The organism is Synechococcus sp. Tobar12-5m-g (assembly GCF_024345415.1).
GTDB lineage: Bacteria > Cyanobacteriota > Cyanobacteriia > PCC-6307 > Cyanobiaceae > Regnicoccus.
In genome coordinates this window covers 87976-103912 of sequence record NZ_JAGQBB010000008.1, presented here as the reverse complement: position 1 = coordinate 103912, position 15937 = coordinate 87976, and the positions used below count along the sequence as shown (strand labels likewise).

The window sequence follows — 15937 nt, the reverse complement described above, 5'->3', positions numbered from 1 at the left end:
AACTATGAGAAAAAAGCTGATCTGGTTCAGTATCGCCAGCACACCACTGTTGATTCTTCTGGCGCTTTCCTTGCTGGCCCGCTCCCTGGGTGCCATGGGGAGCGACAGCCCGGCAGCCAGTCCGCTCTGGGTAGGGCCGATGCGCAACGGCCTGCACCTGTATGGATGGAGCTACGAGTTCTTTGGAACCTCGAACAGCTTCCCAAGCAACCCCGATGTGGACATCGCGCTATCAGCAACATTGAATACCAAAAAATTCGAAGCCTATATCGAGGCGTTGACGAATCAGAAGAAGCGGCCGCCCTATATCCTCGACCGAGTTGCCGTTGGCAAGGGCGGCATACTCCAGTCAAGATTCTATCCAACCATCCAGCAACTTGATGATTCCTTCGGAGGAATCATCCTGAATGGATATCGCCTTCTCGGGCCCGTCGGCGCTGACGGCTTGCTCTACGAGAAAGTCAGTGATCGCAGCCGCTTGAGGCTGGCCAGCCCCCGCACGGAGGCCCTGATCACGTGGCGCCCCGCCGCGGGCACGGCAGCCTCCGATCCGTCGCCCCAGTCGTTCGGATTGCCAGCTACCGTCGACTACAGGGGAAGACCTTTCCTTGCCTCGACCTGGCAGCGAGTAGGGGGCGACCGATACAAGGGCGTCGTCACCGTCGAGGGACAGGTGCCTGCGGACGTGTTCACCGTTGCGCTGCATCTGCTCGGGGGACCCGGTAGCGAGCAGGGCGCCAGAGCGACGCTGATCTGCTCCGCCAACGGGAAGGTGCTCACCAGCACGACCGCGCGGCTGATCGGCATGAAGGTGGAGCAGACCCAGACGGTCTATCTGAGTGCACCGTGGCGACTGCATCGGAACTGCGAGAGCCCGCGACTGCTTCGTGTGGAGCTCTTGGATACGGGGGATGGATTCGGGCAGTGGATCGGGCTCGAGCGTGTGACCCCCGTCGGCAGGCTCGTCAACGCCGGCCGACCGAAACACAACTAGCCCGCAGCCATGGCACGGGCCTGTTCGAGTTGCTCGGTGGTATCCACGGAGAGGAAATCCCCTTCCACCACGAAGGTGCCGAGGCTGATGCCCGCCTCGATCAGCCTAAGCTGCTCCAGCTTCTCGGCCTGCTCAAGCGGCGATGGGGGCAGGGACCCCCAGCGTGCCAGCACGTCGGCTCGGTAGCCGTAGATGCCCACGTGTCCCCAGTAGGGGGCGTGGGCATGCCAGCGGTCGGGCTCCACGCCACGGACATGGGGGAGCGCCGAGCGTGAAAAATAGAGCGCACGGCCATCTGCGGCCAGCAGTGTCTTCACCACGTTCGGATTGTGCACCTTCTCCTCCCCGATCCGGTACACGGGGGTCAGCACCTCGGGTGTGGGTTGACGCCGCTCGAACTCGGCGGCCATGGCGTCGATCACGACGGGGTCGATGAAGGGCTGGTCGCCCTGAACGTTGAGGATCACGGTGCGTGCGAGCTCCGGGCCGCTCGCCAGGCCCACCAACGCCGTCACCACCGAGGCGAGGCGATCGCTGCCGGAGCTGCATTCGGGGCTGGTCATCAGCACGGGAAAACCCCAGCCCTCGGCAGCCTGCCGCAGAACCTCGCTGTCGGTGCAGAGCACCACCGCGTCAGGACGGGCTGCCTCCCGGCAGCGACGCAGCACCCGCTCCAGCATCGGCTGGCCGTGGATGTCGGCCATCACCTTGCCGGGCAGGCGGGACGACTCCAGCCTGGCCGGCACCGCCACGATGAACCGGATCCCGCCTGGCCCGTCCTGCCCCTCGACCCCTGCCCCCGCTGCCATCGCCGGCCCGCCACTTCCTGCGGGGCGGAGCCTATCGCCAGGCGGCGGTGAGCTCCCGGGCCCGTTCCACCAGGGCCTGAACCGCCGCCGCCGCCGCCGCGGGCCGCACACCGGCCGCCACCTGGCGGTAGAGATCAGCCACCTGCCAGGCCTCGGTGGCGGGATCGGCGGCATGGCGGGGGATCAGATGCAGATGGAGATGCCGTGCCCCTTCCCCGAAGGCGATCGCATACACACGTTCGCAGCCGGTCAACTGACGCACCAGGGCGCTGCTGCGCTGCACCATCGGCCCGAAGCCTGCCGCCTCCACCGGGTTGAACTCCGCCGGACCGCCGAGGTGGCGCACGGCGTCCAGCAGCAGCCAGCCGCCGAGAGGGGCAGGCAGAGGGTGATGGCGCAGGATCCAGGCTCCCTGACGATGGATCTGCCAGCGGGCGATCGCATCGGCATCCTCATGGAGCCGGCAGATGCCGCAGGCGGCCGGGGCGGGCTGCGAAGCTGCGGTGAGCTTCGGGTCGATCATCAGCAGCGTTCCTCCCCGGACGGCACCCGTGGTGCTCAGCGTGGCGTATCGCAGCCAGCCGGCCCTGGCGGCGCTCGCAGGCGACCTGGCCCGACAGAGCCTGTGCCCGGCGCTGTGGCTGGTGGTGGACAACAGTCCCACGTCGGCGCCCCTGCGCGCTGCGGAGCTCGTCGCGGCCTGCGACGGACTGGAGATCCAGCTGCTGCCGGGTGGAGAGGGGGAGGGCTTCGGGGCGGGCTGCAATCGCGGCTTCCTTCATCTGAACCGGCTCGGCTGGCGGGGCTGGGTGTGGCTGCTGAACCCCGACACCACCCTCCCCGGGGGAGACGAGCTGGAACGCCTGGTCGACAGCCTGGATGGGCTGCCGGAACGGTCTGTGGTGGGAACGGCGGTGCTGACTCCCTGTGGCCGGCTGGAGCCCAGTGGCGGCTGGATCGATCCCGGCCTGAACTTTCGCCGTCGCCGACTGGAGGAAACGGAGGTGGGTGACTCGGAAGACGGACGACCTGGCAGGGCTCCCCTGCCCCTCGACTGGGTCAGCGGCTGCAGCCTGGCACTCAGGCCCGAGGCCCACAGCCCGCCGGCCCGTTTCGATCCTGCTTTCCCGCTCTACTACGAAGACATGGATCTCTGCCTGCGGCTGTTCCAGGCCGGCTCACCGATCCTCTGGCTGCCGGCGCCGGTGGTGGGCCATCGGCGCGGCGCAGGGAGCGACACCCCCACCGAGCGGAGACTGCGGCTCTCCACCGAAAGCTACGTGCGGTTCCTGCGCCGCCACCTGCCCGCCTGGGTCCTGGTCCTGCGGGTCCTGCGGTTGCTGCTCAACGCCCTGCTGCGCCTGCCGCTGCAGCCCCGGCTCAGCCTGGCGGCCCTGCGCGGTCTGGGCGCGGCCTGCGGCCCCTGGCCTGCAGAGGCCAGCCTCGAGCGGAGCAGGGCTTGACTCCTCTCGCCCTGTTCAACGGCAGCTACCTGGGGCGGCGCCCCACCGGCATCGGTGTGGTGGCCCGGGATCTGGCGGCGGCCCTGGATCCTTACCTGGTGCCCCTGCTCGACCCCCTCGCCGGCGACCGCCCCGGCAGCCTGCCGATCCCCAACGACCTTTCACCGGAGCATGGCCGCTCCGGCCACTGGCGCCGTCTCGTCTGGACCCAGCAGGAGCTGCCAAGGCTCCTGCGGGCCAGCGGAGCCCCGCTTCTGCTCTCCCCCCTGCCGGAGGCACCCCTGGGCCAGGGGGTGCGCAGCGTGGTGCTGGCCCATGATCTGCTCCCCCTGCGCCACCCCCGGCCCACGCCTCTGCTGGCGTACCACCTGGCCTATGTGCCGCTGGTGCTGCACCGAGCCTGGCGGGTGCTCTGCAACTCCGAGGCCACGGCACGGGAGGTGCATAGGCGCCTGCGGGTGCCGGCCCAGAGGCTGATACCGATCCGGCTGGGCTTCAACCCCGGCCAGCTGCGGCCCCTGGGCCTGGAGCGCCGGCCCTTCTTTCTGGTGCTGGGCCGCCACGATCCCCACAAGAATCTGGAGCGGGTGCTGCGCGCCTTCGCCGCCCTGGGGGAGCGGGAGCACCGCCTCAAGCTTGTCGGGCCCCAGGATCGGCGGTACACCCCCCGTTTGCGCCGCCTGGCCGAGGAGCTGGGCATTGATGCACGCTGCGACTGGATTGCCTGGGTGAGCGACCAACAGCGCCTGGAGTTGCTCAACCGCTGCCGCGGCCTGATCCTGGCCAGCCTTTGGGAGGGGTTCGGGCTGCCCGCCCTGGAAGCCATGGCCTGCGGCGCGCCGGTGATCGCCTCCACTGCAGGCGCCCTGCCGGAGGTGGTGGGGGAGGCGGCTCTGCTGGTGGATCCGCTCTCTCCGGGCGCAATCACGGCCGCCATGACCGATCTGATCCACCAGCCGTTGCTCGGGGACCGGTTGTCGGTGGCGGGCCTTCTCCAGGCCAGGTGCTTTAGCTGGGTCGACACCGCCCGGCAGGTGGAGGGGTTGCTGCGCGATCTCGCCTGAGCTGGGTGTGATTCAGAACACCCGGAGGAGCTGCACCCCTGACTACGTTCAGCGAACGCGTCGCTGGCTTCGTTTGCAGGATCAGGAGTCCGTCGACCTGGACCAGCGCTGGAGCGAGCGGAGTGTTCTCATCACCGGCGGACTGGGCTTCATTGGCTCCACCCTGGCCATCCGCCTCGTTGAGCTAGGTGCCCGGGTCACGGTGGTGGACAGCCTGATCCCCCAGTACGGGGGAAACCTGTTCAACCTCGAGGGCCACGAGCAGGCGCTTCGCATCAATCTCTCCGACATCCGCGACCGCTACTCCCTGGAGGTCCTCCTGCAGGACCAGGAGGTGGTTTTCAATCTGGCCGGCCAGACGAGCCACCTGGACTCGATGCGCGATCCGGAGACGGATCTGGCGATCAACGGCACGGCCCAGCTCAGCCTGCTGGAACTATGCCGCAGGGTGAATCCGGGGGTCCGGATCGTCTTTGCCAGTACGCGTCAGCTCTACGGACGACCCCGCTATCTGCCGGTGAACGAGGACCATCCGGTCGAACCGGTGGACGTGAACGGCATCAACAAACTCTCCGCAGAGCTTTATCACCGTCTTTATGCTGATGTGTATGGGTTGAGCAGCTGCGTGCTGCGGCTCACGAACACGATCGGACCGCGGATGCGCATCAAGGATGCCCGCCAGACCTTCGTGGGCATCTGGGTGCGACGGCTGCTGGAGAAGCAGCCGATCGAGGTGTGGGGCGGCGATCAGCTCCGCGATTTCAACGACGTGGACGATGTGGTGGAGGCCTTGCTGCTTGCGGCCGCTGATCCTGCCCTGCCGCCCGGCCCCTACAACCTGGGAAGCCATGAGAAGGTCTCCCTGCGGGAGCTGGCCGAACGGCTGATCCGTCTCAATGGCAGGGGTGACCTGCGGATCGTTCCCTATCCTGCCGAGCGCAGGAAGATCGACATCGGCGACTACTACTCCTGTTATGAACGCTTTCAAGTGGCCACCGGCTGGCAGCCACGCCGCCGCCTCGATGACACCCTCGAGCGCACTCTCCACTACTATCGCCGTCATCTGGCAGCCTACGTGTGAACGAGGGGCCAGCCACCCTCTGCGGACCCGCCTCCTCTGTGGTCTCAGATCCGTTCAACTTCCCTCAGCAGGAGGCCATTCGTTACGGCCCCCTGCTGCAGGATGCCTTGATCCGCCTCCAGACCTCCGGACAGCTGATCCTTGGGGATGGGGTGCGGGCCTTTGAAGCCGCCTTCGCCCGCTGGCTCGATCCTGCTCTGACACCGGAGGCGGTGATCGGGGTGGCCAACGGCACCGAGGCGCTTGAGCTGGCCCTGCGGGGCAGCGGGGTTGGGCCCGGGGATGCCGTCCTGCTGCCGTCCCACACCGCCTACGCCACCCTGGCGGCCGTGCTGCGGCTGGAGGCTCGGCCGGTTTTCGTGGATCTGGAGCTGGAACGCTCGGTGCTTTCACCAATGCACCTGCAGGAGCTGCTGGAGGGGGCGGCGGCGCTGGGGGAGGCACCTCCCAAGGCCGTGATCGCTGTGCACCTCTATGGCGAAGCCTGCGATCTGGGGGCGATTGAAGCCCTCTGCGCGCACCATGGCGTCGCCCTGATCGAGGACTGCGCCCAGGCCTGCGGCACCACCGTTCAGCGACGGTCGGTGGGCACCTGGGGGCGTTTTGCTGCCTTCAGCTTCTATCCCACCAAGAATCTGGCGGCCTTCGGAGACGGCGGGGCGCTGGTGGCCAACCACCCCCAGGACCGCCAGGCCACCCGGCGTCTCCGCTTCTACGGTTGGGACGAGGAGCGCCGGGCCGTTCAGGCTGGCGTCAACAGTCGCCTGGATGAACTGCAGGCCTGGGTTCTGCTCGGCAAGCTGGCTGATCTGCCGGAGAGGATCGGCCAGAGACGCCGCGTGGCCGGCTGGTACGCGCAGCGGCTGGACGGCTTGGTGGCGCTCCCCGGAGATGGAGTGGACTGGCGTCACAGCTATCACCTGCACGTGGTGCGCCTGCCCGGCGCGCAGCGCGAACGCCTGCTGCAGGAGGCCTCCCGCGAGGGCCTTCCCCTGGGGGTGCATTACCCCCTTGCCTGCCACCAGCATCCCTACGTGATCGACCGCTTTGGTCCCCAGTCCCTGCCTGAAACTGAGAGGCGGGTGAGGGAGGTGCTCAGCCTTCCCTTGCACCCCTACCTGGAGGAGGAGCGGATCCTGGACGTCTGCGCACGGCTTATTCCTCTCCTCTCCGAGACGGCCTGATGCAGGAACGGGAGGTCCATGCCCTGGCCGCCGTGGAGCATCGCCACTGGTGGTACCGCAGCCTGCACCGCCGCGTGCTCAGGCTCCTGCGCCAGGAGGCTCGGCGGCTAGGACGCCCGCTCGTGGTGTTCGATGCCGGTTGCGGCACAGGGGGCCTGTTGCAGGAGCTAAAGCACCAGCCGTTCCTCGCTGGCGCCGCCGGCTGCGAGCTCGATCCAGTGGCCCTGGCCTACTGCCATCAACGGGGCCTGCCGGTGGAGTCCCTCTCGGTGAACGCCCTCGATCGCTGCCCACACCGCTACGACGTGGTGCTCTCGATGGATGTGCTTTATCACCAGGGGGTGAAACCGGCGGTCGCCCTGCGGGGGATGGCCCAGCTGCTCAGGCCGGGCGGCCTCTTGCTGCTGAACGTGGCCGCCATGCCTTGCCTGCGCCGCCCGCATGACGGACGGGTGATGGGGGTCCGGCGCTTCCGGCCCCGCCCGCTGCGCCGGCTGGTGGAAGGGGCGGGGCTGCGCCCGGAGAGTCTCCACTACTGGAACGCCTGGCTCACACCCCTGCTTTGGGTCAAGCTTCAGCTGAGACGGTGGCGGCTGGCCCCACGCGAAAGCATGAGGAAGGAAGATCGTGCAACCTCCGAGGTGGCCCTGCCCCCACCCGTTCTGAACCGCCTCTTGCTGCTGCTGCTGCGGCTGGAGGAGCTGCTGGCCCCCTGGCTGCCTCTTCCCTGGGGGAGTTCCCTGTTCCTGAAGGCACGGCGAGAACCAACGCTGGCACGTCGCTGAGATGGCGAGCGAAGCCCTGGATCTGAGCCTGGTGATCCCTCTGTACCGCAGTGAGGGCAGCGTGGATGCCCTGGTCGAGCGCCTGGAACGTCTCGACCCGCTCTGTCGCTGGGAGGTGGTCTTTGTCGACGACGGCAGCCCCGATGACACGGTGGCGAGGCTGCGCCGACGCCTGCAGGGAAGCTCCTTGCGGGGCCAGCTGATCCGCCACGGACGCAACTTCGGCGAACACCAGGCGGTGCTCACCGGCTACCGCCATGCCCGAGGCGCCTACATCCTGAATCTTGACGACGATCTGCAGAACCCGCCTGAGGAGGGCATGAGGCTGTGGCGTTCGGCGATTGAGCGGGGTCTCGATGTGGTCTACGGCGACTACCGGGACAAGCGTCATGCCGGCTGGCGCAACCTCGGCAGCGCTTTCGCCAACGGCACCGCCCACTGGCTGCTGGATTTGCCGGGGCAGTTCTACCTCTCCAGCTTCCGATGCGTGTCAGCCGAGGTTGCGCAACAAGCCGCGCTTTATCGGGGCCCCTATCCCTACATCGACGGACTTCTCTCCCAGTACACCCGGGCGATCGGCAGCCTCCAGGTGCGCCACGAGGTTCGCCGGATCGGCGAGAGCGGCTACAACCTGCGTCGGCTGATCCGGCTGTGGCTCAACATCTTCACCAGCTTCTCGATCATGCCCCTGCGGCTGGCTTCCCTGCTGGGCCTGGTGATCGCCGCCGCTGGCCTGGTGTCGATCCTGGTGCTGGTGATCCAGACCATGGTCTACGGCATCAGGGTGGAGGGATGGCTGTCGATCATCTCCACGATCCTGTTGTTCGGGGGACTCCAATCCCTGCTGATCGGCGTTATGGGGGAATACCTGGGCCGCATCTTCCTGACCGTGAGCGGTAAACCCCAGTCCTTCGTGCGCAGCCTGGAAACGATCGGAGCGTCCTCAGCCGCTGGACTCCCTCCTGAACCATGAGGGTAACTCTGCAGCGGAAGTTGAATGATGCACTGGAGAGCAGCCTGGTGCGGTTCCTGCTCGTGGGCGGCTTCGGCGAAGCCCTCTATCTCGCCCTCTATGGCCTGGTGTGGCGGGCCAGCGGCCGGGTCACCACGGCCATCGCCATCGCCGGTGGGATCTGCCTGGTGCTCAACGCGGTGCTGCACGCCCGGATCAGCTTCCGGGTTCGATTCCATCCGGCACTGCTGTTGCGCTACACGATGATCCAACTGCTTTGCCTTCTGTTGAGCCTGCTGGCGGGCTGGGGACTGGAGCGGTTTGGCACCAACGCCTGGGCTGTGGCGATGCTCACCCTGGTGATCTGGTCGGGCACCTCCTTCCTGCTGACCCGCCACAGTTTTCGCCCTCAGCCGCCCGAAGCCACCGCAGGATTGGCCTCCAGGCACACCAGCAGCTCGCGCCGGTAGGGCACGATCGACCCGGGCTGCGGGTAGGCCGCACAAGCGGGAAGGCCGCGGCGCACGTTCGCCTCGGTACTCCTCCTGTAGGCGATGTGCCTGACCTCTACCCCGAAGAGTTGCTTGAAGATCGCCGGGATGCTCCATTCGGTGCGGAAGGCGGATTGACCCACGCTGCTCCAATGGGGGAAGAGCTCGTTGCGTTCCGTCGTGCCGAACAGCCGGAAGGGTTCGGCCGGCAGGCCGGTGCGGCGGGCCTCGATCGTCACATCGGTGCGGATCGACTGGGCCAGGGCCATGTCCCGGCGCTCCAGGAGCTGGGCAAGATCCCACACCTTGGAGGCGAAGGCAGCCTGGGGGACAAGATAGGCCACGATCAGCAGCCCCACCAGGGCACGGCTCAGGAAGGGGCGAACGGGCTGGACACTCGCCAGCACCATCACGTTGAAGCTGGCGATCCCGAAGTTGCCCAGGCAGAAGGACCGGGAGGGGAACCCCACGCGCAGCACGAAGTACAGAAACATGGGCAGGAGTGTGAGGAATCCTGCGGCGAACCAAAGCAGACCCAGTCTGCGGATCCGTTCGCGGCGGCGGCTCACCCGGCGCGTGATCCAGACGGTGGCAATCAGCAGAAGGATCAGAAAGATCATCGAGAAGATGAACTGCGGCGCCGTGGACATCAACGACACATTGGTGTTGTAGATCTCCCGGTAAACCTTGATGCTGGTGAGCTTTTCCCAGAAGATTGTCAGGGTGGCGAAGCCGGTGCGCTCGTTTTCCACCTCCGTTGCCATGGCGAGGAGGGAAATCAGGTAATAGAGGAGGCTGCCGGTCAGAACGCCGACCGCAACCCTCAGCCAGGCCCTGGCTGGGAAAGGACGCAGATCCAGGGCCCGGGCCAGGGCCTCCAGGCCAAGCACTCCGATGCCGAGATAGCCCGTCGGTTGGTAAATCCCCATGGCCAGCGCCACCAACAAAACACCCGCCAGCCAGCTCAGCCGGTGCCGGTGGGTGGCATACCCCATCAACACCGCGCCCCACACCGAGAGTGTGGCGGGCAGCAGGTAGAGCCCAATGGCAAAGCTGAAGTTGAACAGATCGAGCAGGTAGGCATGGGCGGCGATCAGTAGAGCCAGCAGGCACACCCAGGCCGGCGTGATCAGTGGCGAGAACACCGTTGTGACGGCTGCCAGCCCATAGATGGAAAGGCCGGCAATCAGCCAGCCAAAGAATGGCGAGAAGGAATTCTGGAACAGAAGAGTATAAACAATGTCCCAGCCTGGCCGGCTCTGGCTGGCTTGATGAATTGGCTGGCCAAGCAGTGCCCAGTCATCCACATTCCAGGTGGGAGAGGAAACTTCCTGCCAATGAATTGCCAGAAAAATGACAAGAAAAAGAGGCGCCCAGCGCAGATGAGTTTCCAGTCTCCGAATCAGCATCTTAAGACAGTAAACTGCTTGGGTAAGCTATGTCGCTAACAGCCACTCCCCTGGTTGCATTCACGGATACATTTCAATGTGACGAAATGCACTGCGGCTTTCTCTGCAGGATCGCTGGGGTCAGTCCGCCAGCCACCGTTCGGCCTCCTGTCGGTAGGAGCGCCGCACACCTTCGGCGCTGATCCCCGCCTGCAGCTCAGCCAACTTGGCCTGCACCATGAAGCGGTAGATCGTCATCATCACGGTGAGCTGCAGACCGCGCCAGCCCAGGCGAAAGCCGCCTCCCCGCAGCCAGCGCCCCCACCACTCCCGCCGCATGGACACCAGCAGGGCCCACGGCAGCGACGAACGCCGGCCCCGCTGGCGCGCCTCGACCGCCTCGATCGTGGTGTAGGTGTTGAGCTTGGCGAGGAAATGGGAGAGGTCAACGTAGTTGAAGTGGACGATGCCGCCGTCATCGACGTAGCGCAGCCACCGCTGGCGGGCCCCGGGGCGCGCCTGGAAGAAGTGGTGGATCTGGCCGGTCACTTCCACCGCCGACCGCCGGAACAGCCGCATCTGGGCGTCTTCGTCCGGACCCCAGCCCATGCCCGGCAGCACTGCCCCCAGCAGGTAGTTCAGCCGCGGAATCCAGCAGATGTCGCAGCTCGCCTCGGCCACAACCGCCGCCAGCCGCCGCGCCAGGGCCGGCGGGATCAGCTCGTCGGCGTCAAGCACCAGTACCCAGTCGTGACGGGCCTGGGCAAGGGCGAAGGCCCGGGCGGGGTCGGCAAAGCCCAGCCGCTCATGCAGGCACACCCGGGCGCCGTAGGAGCGGGCGATGGCCACGGTGGCGTCGTCGCTGTGCATGTCGCAGACCACGATCTCCGCCGCCCAGCCCTGCACCGAGCGCAGGGCGTAGGGGAGGTTGGCCTCCTCGTTGAGGGTGTTGATCACCACCGTGACGGAGACGGGGAGTGGCTGCATCGGGACCGCTTCAGCAGGAGGACGGGGTAAGCAGCCGGGTGGCTGGTCGCCGCTCGCAGAGGCTCTCCACCATGGCCTGCAGGTGGGGGTCCACTGTTTGGGGCAGGGCCACCAGCAGGGGCCAGTCGGGGGCGCGGTGCACCAGCGCCATCACCAGCAGGTGGCTCTCGCCGATCAGCACCGGCCCGGCCACGTGGAGAACGAGCCAGTCGGGGTTGGGCGGGGGTTGGGCCCCAGCCGCGACCGCAGAGTGCCGCCCCACTGAATCGGGCGCCGACCAGCTGCGTTTGCCTGGGGCCGGATGGGGCAGCACCAGCCGCGGCGTCGGCAGCTCGGCCTCCATTGGCGGCAGCCTCTCCAGCCCCGGGGCATCCACCACCAGGCTTGCCGGGGCCTGGGGAGAGGCAAGCAGGGCCTCGCCGGCGGGATCGCGCGCCGGCAACGGAAAGGCCCCCAGCTCCCGGCAGTTGAAGCGGGCACACCAGGGGGCCCGGAACGGCACCGCCTCGGAGAACAGATAGAGCGGCGTGCCGGCGGGGAACTGGCCGGGGGTGAGGGCGCGGGGCTGGGCGCGGTATTGGTCGAGGCCGTCATCGAGCAGGTGGACGGTGTGGCAACGGGAGAGCACAAAGCCCAGGGCCCGTCCCGCCTCGCGCCGGTGGGGGATGTAGACGCGTCCAATCAGTCCCAGCAGTGCCAGAAGCACCAGGCCCGCCATGGTCCAGGGCCCACTGCGGCAGCGCAGATAGCCGCCAACACCGGGCCAGGGCTTGCTGGCATCGAGACGGAAGCGGCTGGATTCCACCAGCAGCAGGCTGAGGTCATGGGGCCTCTCCAGGCAACGCTGGCGCCAGGCCGCCAGGTAGTTCACCTGGTTGAAGCAGAGGTAGAGGCTGATGTTCCTCACGGGCAACCCCGCACGGTGGCCATCAGCCCCGGCCCAGCAGGGTGAGGGTCTTCTGCAGTGTGCCCCGGGTGCAGGACAGCAGGGCGACAGGCACCTCCAGAAGACGCCGCCCAGTGTGCCAGTAGGCCCGATGCCACCAACGCACCGGCCAGTGCCCCTCGCGGGCAGGCGGGAACAGCTTGAACGGCAGCAACCCCAGGAAGATCTCCGGAATCGCCAAAAAGGTGCCCCAGAAGACCATCCGCCGGGCATGCTCCAGCTCTTCGGCGGCATCGCCAGCCGGCACGGGGACGGTGTCGCGCTGCACCTGCCAGCATTGGGCCCGGCTTTCCATGTATTGGCTGGCGGCGGCACGGTTGCTCCAGGGGTAGTGGGCCGCCAGCAACCGGTTCGCCAGTCGCGAGGAGCGCATCCGCGCCAGCGCCAGCGACTGCTCCAACGGGGTCAGCAGGAGTCCCCGGCGCAGCTCGGCCCGGTCGGCGTCGGAGTGGGGGATCACCTGGAGCCAGTTCAGCGGAATGTCGTCGGGGTCGCGGCCACGCAGCATCCGAAGCCGTGCCCTCAGGTCCTTGTCGTCGAAGCCGTAGTCAATCAGATATTCATTGAATCCCCCTACCGCCTCGAACAGGCCCCGCTCGATCAGGAACTGGCCCTTGCCGCCCTCGAACCCCGTGCCGAAGGCACAGACCGATGCCGGCCCCTGGCCCAGCAGGGCCTGCAGATCGAAGGGCTCCAATGGCCAGCAGTCAGCGTCGAGTTTGAAGATCAGGTGATGGCTGGCCCGGGCGATGGCGAAGTTGTAGGCACGGCAGAGATTCCAGCCCCGCTCCCCATCCACCCGCAGCAGCTGCAACCGCGGATCGTCTGGCAGGTCGGCGCGGCGCAAAGGCTCGCTGCTGCTCCAGTCGACCACCAGGTGTTCCGCGTGGTGGGGCCAGCGGGCCACCGCTGTAGCTGATCGCAGCAGATGATCGCGGCGGTTCTTGCAGACCGTGACGATGCTCAGTCCCAAAGCCGCAGGGCGTCGTCGCGGGCGGAAAACCATTCGGCCGCCAGGGGCCCGCCCATGGTGCGCATGTCCCGAAACCAGGGGCCACCCAGAGTCCAGTGCAGCAGGGCCGGCCCCCCATCGGCCGCGCCCGTCTGAGGAGGTTCCTGCACAGCGACCAGATGGTTCCACCGTTCCGGCAGAGCGCCGATCTGGTGGTCACCCTCGAGCCAGTGGAAGCGGTGCAGATCGAGTCCGGTTGCCCTGTTCACATACTCAGGGGTGAGGGCAGTGCAATGTGCGCAGTTGAACAGCATCACCGAACTCCAGTTCTTTTTGGGATAGGCGCTCTGCAGCTCGCCGAGGAATTTGGTGGATTCGGTGGGCACGTGATCGTGCTGCACCACCATCAGCGCATGGCGCTCATCACGCAGGGCCCAAAGCTCGGCAATGTCGGCGCGGCAAAGGATGTCGCAGTCCAAGAAAACAGCCCAACCCTGGTAGCCCATCAGGTGGGGCACCAGGAAGCGGGTAAAGGAGAAGGCGGTGCTCTGCTTCGGGTCGCGCTCCCGTCGGTAGAGGCCCTGACGCTCCAGTTGGGGGGTCACCAGCGGCGTGATGGCCAGCGGCGCGCTGCTGTGCTGATAGAGGCTGTCGATCAGCACCGTGGTGGCGGCCCGCTCGCGCGGGTCATAGCCAATGAAAATGGGGATGGCTCCGAAAGGGGCTGTCATGGTGATGTCGGTGTCGCCGAGCGCCTAGGCCGGCAGGAGGAAGGCAGCCACCCGGGCCAAGGGGGCCAATGTACCGTTCGGATCATGGCCTGAAGAACCGGCTGGGCCCTTCAGGCCCAGAACTCCCAGCGATCCATCACCTCACCGGGGGTGGAATGGACAAGTTGATCCATGATTTTGGATGGGGACACCGCCTTTGTGAGCCCATGCTGCAGCAGCATGATGGCACCCTTGACCGCATGTTTGAGGTTGGTGATTCTATTGCCTCGGGGTAAATCCCAGTAATCATAGCTCTTGTAGGGAAGATTATAGGCTTCAACGATGATGTTGTAAAGTCTTCGCGGGAGTTGATTGTCGCTTTCCAGGTAGGGCGTGACCCCATGCAACGCCGAATTGCCATTGAGCAGAGCCACGAACCGGTTGTGCCGGTAGGCGATTCTCTTGACCGGCTTGGCCCCGTAGGTGTTTCCCTTCAGTCTGGTTCCATCGAACACCTGATCCGGGCGGCGTTCGTAGAGGATGAGGTCACCACCCACAGGAGGTATTTCCGCTGGATAGATATACAATAAGCCAGCAAATAGTTCGTATTTGTCGTCAAGATGGGGCTCCAGTCCGGCAAATTGCGGTGGGTTGATTCCCGGCTGGATGTCGAAAGAGAGGGATGGCCTCCCCTGCAGCCAGTTTTGCCGGTCGGCCAGCGACATCCGGGGCAGAAAAGGAAGGTGCTCGGCCTCGGCGTCGAGCGGATCTTCCAGGAAGGGGCGCAGCCTTGCGAACAGCAAGCGGACGAGTTTCTCGACCTGGAGGACCTGGTAGAAGGCCTTCAGATCCTCAAGCCTGCGATCGCCACAGCCATGGACCGTGGCCAGATCCAGGCTGGCCCTTGCATTGGCTGGGAGATCCTCTGATCTGGAGGCCAGATCGCCGATCAGGGCAAGATCCGGGAAGCTCCGGATGGCTGTCTCCAGGAGAACCTCAGGCAGAAAATCATCGATGATCAGATGGGGAAAAGGATCGCGATGAACCTCAGCACCCTGAAGATGTTCTGACCAGGTCATCTCCATCGGTTGAGATTCATGTGTTGGTGGTGGTCAAGCGGTCGACCGCTCCCTTGGCCATCGGCCTGAGTCAGGTGTTGGGGAATCTAAACGCGTTGACGGATGGGTTCCAAAGTCTTCCCCGGACCCAGGTGAGGGCCCGCTGGGTCAGCGGCTGCCGCCGATGGTGGCCAGGCCTGCGTCGTAGAGCCGCTGTCCCCACCAGGCCGTGAGGATGATCAGGGGCAGACAGGCCAGCAGCAGGTAGGCCAGCTCCGGCACCACCGCAGTGCTGCTGGACCAGGAGGTGGCCAGCTTGAACAGGGGGCGATGGAAGAGATAGAGAAAGTAACTGGCGGCGCTGAGTTGGAGGATCCACCAGGGTTGGCTCAAGCGCCGCTCAACCCTTCTGACCAGCAGAAACACCAACCAGGAGCCGAACAGGACCAGCGGCATGAACAACAGGTTCCGCTCATCCAACTCGGATGGGAGGAAGGACAACGGCAGCCCCACCACAGCGCCCACCGTCACCCCCACCACCAGCATCCATGGGACACCGCCGGACACCCCACGGATGGGGCCGGGGCTGAGCATGCCGGCCACGAAGGAGGGGAGATAGAGGAACAGGCGGGGGCCAGGGCGATGTATACCATCAACACCGTGATGTACCAGAGGGTGTGGGGTGTGTTGCCGGTGAGGGCGGACACCAGCAAGGCTGCACCGGTCAACACAGGCGCCGGCGGTAGAACGGCAGCACATCGGTTCGTCGAAACAGCGGGCCAAAGGAGCGGCTGACTAGGTGGCCAGAGAGGAAGATGAACAACCCAAGCACCACCAAGGTGAGGCGGCCAGTGAACCCATTCTTGTAATGATTGATCCCATGGGCATAGCCAAGCAAATGCCAGTACCCCACGATGAAGAGGATCGAGAGACCACGCATCCAGTCGATTCCGCATTGACGAACGCGCATTGATCTGTGTGATTTCGGTCGAGTTTGGGTGGAATCGTACCCAGCCTTCCGTGACCGACATCCCACCACGGCCGCGGCAGCCAAAGCCGGCTGGACCCTCGAG

Annotated in this window: 18 protein-coding genes; 8 read left to right on the top strand and 10 right to left on the bottom strand. The window is 66.1% G+C overall.

The window, feature by feature from the left end; translation table 11 throughout:
- The first annotated feature begins 4 nt into the window (after positions 1 to 4).
- A complete protein-coding gene (locus KBY66_RS07010; protein ID WP_255088564.1) occupies positions 5 to 994 on the top strand; it encodes a hypothetical protein in 990 nt (329 codons plus the stop codon).
- On the opposite strand, the gene kdsB is transcribed toward KBY66_RS07010, so the two are convergent.
- Entirely contained in the window at positions 991 to 1803 is an 813-nt protein-coding gene (kdsB, locus tag KBY66_RS07005) for a 3-deoxy-manno-octulosonate cytidylyltransferase (protein WP_255088563.1), read from the bottom strand. The two genes, KBY66_RS07010 and kdsB, sit on opposite strands and share 4 nt — an antisense overlap.
- Positions 1804 to 1834: 31 nt before the next feature.
- On the bottom strand, positions 1835 to 2326 hold the full coding sequence (locus KBY66_RS07000) for a diadenosine tetraphosphate hydrolase (protein WP_255088562.1): 492 nt from the start codon (positions 2324 to 2326) through the stop codon (positions 1835 to 1837).
- A gap of 28 nt (positions 2327 to 2354) precedes the next feature.
- On the opposite strand from KBY66_RS07000, the gene KBY66_RS06995 reads away from it, so the two are divergent.
- The 7 genes from KBY66_RS06995 to KBY66_RS06965 all read left to right on the top strand — a co-directional run bounded on the left by KBY66_RS06995 (position 2355) and on the right by KBY66_RS06965 (position 8802).
- Complete coding sequence (locus KBY66_RS06995) at positions 2355 to 3266, top strand: glycosyltransferase family 2 protein (protein WP_255088561.1); 912 nt, start codon at positions 2355 to 2357, stop codon at positions 3264 to 3266.
- A complete protein-coding gene (locus KBY66_RS06990) occupies positions 3263 to 4330 on the top strand; it encodes a glycosyltransferase family 4 protein (RefSeq protein ID WP_255088560.1) in 1068 nt (355 codons plus the stop codon). Before KBY66_RS06995 ends, KBY66_RS06990 begins: the two co-directional genes overlap by 4 nt.
- A gap of 73 nt (positions 4331 to 4403) precedes the next feature.
- Positions 4404 to 5411 (top strand): NAD-dependent epimerase/dehydratase family protein, encoded by a 1008-nt coding sequence (locus KBY66_RS06985; RefSeq protein ID WP_255088559.1) that lies wholly within the window; start codon positions 4404 to 4406, stop codon positions 5409 to 5411.
- Positions 5408 to 6595 carry a DegT/DnrJ/EryC1/StrS family aminotransferase gene (locus KBY66_RS06980; RefSeq protein ID WP_255088558.1) on the top strand — a complete coding sequence of 396 codons (1188 nt, stop codon included), beginning with the start codon at positions 5408 to 5410 and terminating at the stop codon, positions 6593 to 6595. The genes KBY66_RS06985 and KBY66_RS06980 overlap by 4 nt, the downstream gene beginning before the upstream one ends.
- The gene (locus KBY66_RS06975) at positions 6595 to 7380 is read left to right on the top strand and encodes a class I SAM-dependent methyltransferase (protein ID WP_255088557.1); all 786 of its coding nucleotides are present in this window, start codon (positions 6595 to 6597) and stop codon (positions 7378 to 7380) included. Before KBY66_RS06980 ends, KBY66_RS06975 begins: the two co-directional genes overlap by 1 nt.
- A gap of 1 nt (position 7381) precedes the next feature.
- On the top strand, positions 7382 to 8353 hold the full coding sequence (locus KBY66_RS06970; RefSeq protein ID WP_255088556.1) for a glycosyltransferase: 972 nt from the start codon (positions 7382 to 7384) through the stop codon (positions 8351 to 8353).
- Between the two features lie 20 nt (positions 8354 to 8373).
- Entirely contained in the window at positions 8374 to 8802 is a 429-nt protein-coding gene (locus KBY66_RS06965; protein WP_255088555.1) for a GtrA family protein, read from the top strand.
- Here the strand turns inward: KBY66_RS06965 and KBY66_RS06960 are convergent.
- From KBY66_RS06960 to KBY66_RS06925, 8 genes are all read right to left on the bottom strand, one after another.
- Positions 8742 to 10130, bottom strand: coding sequence for a glucosyltransferase domain-containing protein (locus KBY66_RS06960; RefSeq protein ID WP_255088554.1), 1389 nt, complete (start codon positions 10128 to 10130; stop codon positions 8742 to 8744). The genes KBY66_RS06965 and KBY66_RS06960 overlap by 61 nt on opposite strands.
- 222 nt (positions 10131 to 10352) lie before the next feature.
- Positions 10353 to 11198, bottom strand: coding sequence for a glycosyltransferase family 2 protein (locus tag KBY66_RS06955; RefSeq protein ID WP_255088553.1), 846 nt, complete (start codon positions 11196 to 11198; stop codon positions 10353 to 10355).
- A 10-nt stretch (positions 11199 to 11208) separates the two neighbouring features.
- Positions 11209 to 12105 carry a hypothetical protein gene (locus KBY66_RS06950; protein WP_255088552.1) on the bottom strand — a complete coding sequence of 299 codons (897 nt, stop codon included), beginning with the start codon at positions 12103 to 12105 and terminating at the stop codon, positions 11209 to 11211.
- A gap of 22 nt (positions 12106 to 12127) precedes the next feature.
- Positions 12128 to 13117 carry a glycosyltransferase family 2 protein gene (locus KBY66_RS06945; RefSeq protein ID WP_255088551.1) on the bottom strand — a complete coding sequence of 330 codons (990 nt, stop codon included), beginning with the start codon at positions 13115 to 13117 and terminating at the stop codon, positions 12128 to 12130.
- Complete coding sequence (locus tag KBY66_RS06940; RefSeq protein WP_255088550.1) at positions 13108 to 13827, bottom strand: glycosyltransferase; 720 nt, start codon at positions 13825 to 13827, stop codon at positions 13108 to 13110. The genes KBY66_RS06945 and KBY66_RS06940 overlap by 10 nt, the downstream gene beginning before the upstream one ends.
- A gap of 110 nt (positions 13828 to 13937) precedes the next feature.
- Positions 13938 to 14891 carry a hypothetical protein gene (locus KBY66_RS06935; RefSeq protein WP_255088549.1) on the bottom strand — a complete coding sequence of 318 codons (954 nt, stop codon included), beginning with the start codon at positions 14889 to 14891 and terminating at the stop codon, positions 13938 to 13940.
- Positions 14892 to 15032: 141 nt separating this feature from the next.
- Positions 15033 to 15623 (bottom strand): acyltransferase family protein, encoded by a 591-nt coding sequence (locus tag KBY66_RS06930; protein ID WP_399225005.1) that lies wholly within the window; start codon positions 15621 to 15623, stop codon positions 15033 to 15035.
- Entirely contained in the window at positions 15589 to 15834 is a 246-nt protein-coding gene (locus KBY66_RS06925) for an acyltransferase family protein (protein ID WP_255088546.1), read from the bottom strand. Before KBY66_RS06925 ends, KBY66_RS06930 begins: the two co-directional genes overlap by 35 nt.
- Positions 15835 to 15937 lie beyond the last annotated feature (103 nt).